2 protein-coding genes and 1 pseudogene are annotated in these 4,036 nt (G+C 23.9%); 2 read left to right on the top strand and 1 reads right to left on the bottom strand.

Annotated elements, in window-relative coordinates; genetic code table 11:
• Window positions 1-109: 109 nt before the first annotated feature.
• Entirely contained in the window at window positions 110-859 is a 750-nt protein-coding gene (locus D9V73_RS02765; protein WP_158336744.1) for an FAD-binding oxidoreductase, read from the bottom strand.
• Window positions 860-1,394: 535 nt separating this feature from the next.
• On the opposite strand from D9V73_RS02765, the gene D9V73_RS02760 reads away from it, so the two are divergent.
• Both D9V73_RS02760 and D9V73_RS02755 read left to right on the top strand, forming a co-directional pair.
• A complete protein-coding gene (locus D9V73_RS02760) occupies window positions 1,395-2,963 on the top strand; it encodes an anthranilate synthase component 1 (protein ID WP_158336743.1) in 1,569 nt (522 codons plus the stop codon).
• Window positions 2,956-3,522, top strand: a pseudogene (locus tag D9V73_RS02755) (glutamine amidotransferase-related protein); the annotation flags it as partial. The gene D9V73_RS02760 and the pseudogene D9V73_RS02755, both read left to right, overlap by 8 nt.
• Window positions 3,523-4,036 lie beyond the last annotated feature (514 nt).

The following is a 4,036-nucleotide window of genomic DNA, read 5'->3' as shown; positions in this document are numbered from 1 at the left end:
TAAAATAATTTATATCACGTTAAAATTATTTAAAATTTAACTTAAATATTAATTTCTAATAAAAAATTGTATTTAATATCTTTAATTTTATTTGATGTAAGTTATTATTTTACCAATAATTTTCACTAGTTATTTGACCATGTTTTTTTCTGAGATGTTTTTTCATATTTCTATTTTTTATTAGAAATTCTTGTGTATCTTTAACCATGCTTGGATTTCCGCATAGCATAACGTGACATGTATCTTTATTTATTTTAAAACCTAATGTATTTTCCAATTTATTATTTTCTAGTAGTTTAGGAATTCTCCCACACAATGAAAAATTAATAACTTCTCTACTAATTATTGTTTGTATATGTAATTGTCTTTTATATTGTTGTTTTAAATTTGACATTAAAGACAAATATGTTAAATCATCATAGTATCGCACTGCATGTACAAGTATAATGTTTTCAAACTTATGTGTACCATTTTTATCTTTTAATATAGAAAGATAAGGACCAATACCTGTTCCAGTAGCAAACATCCATAAGTTTTTGCAAGATGGAATTTCATTTAAAGTAAAAAATCCAGATGCTGTTCTTTTTATCATAATTTTGTCTGTTTTTGATAATTTATATAAATATGGAGTTAATTGTCCGTTTGGTATAAGTGTTATATAGAATTCTAAATGTCTATCTTTAGGAGCATTAACATACGAATAAGCTTTTTGGATTTTTTTTCCATCTTGTGTTAAATACGATATTCTGGAAAATTGCCCAGCCACAAAAGGATAAATAGATGCATTTAAAATAAGACTAAATAAGTTGTTTTTCCATTTTTTAATTTCTATTACTTTCGCTATAGTCCAATCATTCATATTAAAATCCTTTGTAATATTTTGGTATTAGATATATTTATGCTTAGTTTACAAGATAACATGTTTTTTAACTATTCAAAAGTTTATCAAAGTATTTATAAAACCAAGAAAATTGCATACGTAATTTAAAAATGTTAGGTTTTCTTAATAATTGTAATTATTATATTATTTATGCTATTTAGCTTTGTTTGAATGCAACAACAGAAATCGTTTATTTGTTGTAGCATTAAGTGTATAAATACATTAAATTTATTAAATTATTTTAATTTATATAAATTATTCGTTTTTTTAATCGTATAATATGTTTGTAAATAACGATTAATTATAGTAATTTATTAGGAGTTACTATTAAACATACAAAATATTTAAAATTAATAACGATTTAAAACTAATTTATATTATGTCGTAAAATATATTTGATAATGTGTTATATAAATAAAAATAAATCATATTATCAGTATAGTAGAATAATAACATAGTAATTTTAATTATTTAAACTTAATACAAATATAGTAAAAATTTGGAATAAGACAAAATGAATAAACGTCTTAAAAGAATGGATGTTTTAAAAGTTGAAGCTTTATACCAATCTAATCCAACAATTGTTTTTCATCAAATCTGCCGAAATAAAAGTAATACATTACTCTTAGAATCTGCTGAAATTAATAAAAGAGATAGTTTAGAAAGTATGATGATTATAGATTCTGCTTTACGTATCTCAGCATTAAATCAAATAGTTGTATTAGAAGCATTAACAAAAAATGGAGAAAGTCTATTACCAATTTTTATATCTTTGCTGCCAAAATCAGTAAAAATATTGGTTAATAAAAATTTATTAAAAATTGAATTTCCTTTAATTTCTATGAACTTAGATGAGGATAAAAAATTACATGTATTATCTATATTTGATTCAATACGATTCTTAATAAATAGTACTAAAAACAACAAAGTGTCTAAATCTATGTTTTTTGGTGGATTGTTTTCATATGATTTAATTACTAATTTTGAAAATCTTCCAAAATTAAAAACTACTCAATCTTGTCCTGACTTTTGTTTTTACTTGGCTGAAACTTTATTAGTATTAGATCATAAAAAAAAAACTTGTTATATACAAGCTAGCTTATTTTCTTCAGACATATTTGAAAAAAATAGACTACAGTCTAGACTGTTAATGATAAAAAAACAATTATCTAGTTCTTTTTATCCATTACAACCTATTTTTTTAAAAAAAATGGTATTAACTTGCAATAAGACAGATAAAGAATATATTAAAATTATTGAAGAAATGCAAAAATTAATATTAATTGGAGAAATTTTTCAGGTAGTTCCATCGAGACGATTTTATTTGCCATGTATTGATTCTTTGGCAGCGTATGATGTTTTAAAAAAAAATAATCCTAGCCCGTATATGTTTTTTATGCAAGATTCTCATTTCACTTTGTTTGGTGCTTCTCCAGAAAGTGCTTTAAAATATGATGTATCGTCTAGACAAATTGAAATTTATCCTATTGCTGGGACTAGGCCAAGGGGAAAGAAAATAAATGGATCGTTAGATTTAGATTTAGATAGTAGAATAGAACTTGAAATGAGAACAAATCATAAAGAATTAGCTGAACATTTAATGTTAGTAGATTTAGCAAGAAACGATTTAGCAAGAATTTGTGATCCTGGTACTCGTTATGTAGCTAATTTAACACAAGTAGATCGGTATTCTCACGTTATGCACTTAGTTTCTCGAGTTGTCGGAAAATTAAAATCTAATTTAGATGTATTTCATGCATATCAAGCATGTATGAATATGGGAACGTTAAGTGGTGCCCCGAAAATTCGAGCAATGGAATTAATTTCATATGTAGAAAAGGAAAAAAGAGGTAGTTATGGAGGATCAATAGGATATTTTACTGCTTCAGGAGCATTAGATACTTGCATTGTTATTCGATCTGCGTATGTTGAAAATAATATAGCTATTGTTCAAGCAGGAGCTGGAATAGTTATAGATTCTATTCCGCAATCAGAAGCAGATGAAAGCAAAAATAAAGCTAAAGCTGTACTACAAGCTATTTCTGAATCACATTCCTGTCATATAGAGTATCATAATGAATGATATACTTTTGTTGGATAATATTGATTCATTTACATATAATTTAGTAGATCAGCTTCGAATCAATAATTATAATGTTGTTATTTATAGGAATACAATATCAATTAAAATTATTATAAAAAAAATATCTAAAATGTATCGTCCAGTTTTAATATTATCTCCTGGACCAGGCAATCCAGAAAATGCAGGTTGTATGCCTGAATTATTAGACAAAATGAGAGGTAAAATTCCTATTATTGGTATTTGCTTAGGTCATCAAGCTATTGTTAAAATGTATGGAGGACATATAAAATATGCAGGAGAAATATTACATGGTAAAGCTTCTTTAATTCAGCATGATGGAAAAGCTATGTTTTGTGGTATTCCTAATCCTTTTTTTGCAGCACGATACCATTCTCTTATTTGTAATAAAGTTCCTAATATATTAACTGTTAATGCTTATTATAATGATATGGTCATGGCTGTTCGTAATGATGATGAAAAAATTTGTGGATTTCAATTTCATCCTGAATCTATATTGACTATTCATGGTACGGAATTATTAAAAAATACTATGATTTGGATTTCGAAGTAAGTTGATGTGATAATTAAAACAAATATATTAGTACTATATATGATAAACATCATTTTATTGAATTAAATATTTGTGTTCATTGAAATTATAAATTGCTTAATAAACTTAAAATTTATGTATAATATTTATATATATTAATACTTTTAAGAGAATCAATTATAATTTCATTATATATAAATATTTTGATATTGTTGTAACGTAGTTTTTCAACATTACTTTAAATAGTTAAATATATTAAATTCGTTGTGGATTATAGTAGTTGTTAAAAGTTATTTTAACATTTCATAACAAAAAATACTTAGTACGTTATATTATAACATTTAAATCAAATATTTATCATATTTAAAAATAATTTTAATTACTTATTAAATATTTAATGATTATTATTCAATTGTAAAAATGAGTAATATAATATTATTAAAAAGGATATGAATTAATGATTTTCGAAACGTTTTCTAAATTAGAAGAAAAAATACAACAAGCTATTGATACTATTTTATTA

Origin of the sequence: Buchnera aphidicola (Melaphis rhois) (assembly GCF_005080745.1) — a bacterium.
GTDB classification, from domain to species: Bacteria; Pseudomonadota; Gammaproteobacteria; order Enterobacterales; family Enterobacteriaceae; genus Buchnera_B; species Buchnera_B aphidicola_AT.
This window is presented reverse-complemented; position numbering and strand designations above follow the sequence as displayed.

Bases quoted from the DNA above. Each gene is read 5' to 3' on its own strand.
- D9V73_RS02765 (WP_158336744.1), bottom strand. From the start codon at position 859: ATGAATGATTGGACTATAGCGAAAGTAATAGAAATTAAAAAATGGAAA.
- D9V73_RS02760 (WP_158336743.1), top strand. From the start codon at position 1,395: ATGAATAAACGTCTTAAAAGAATGGATGTTTTAAAAGTTGAAGCTTTA.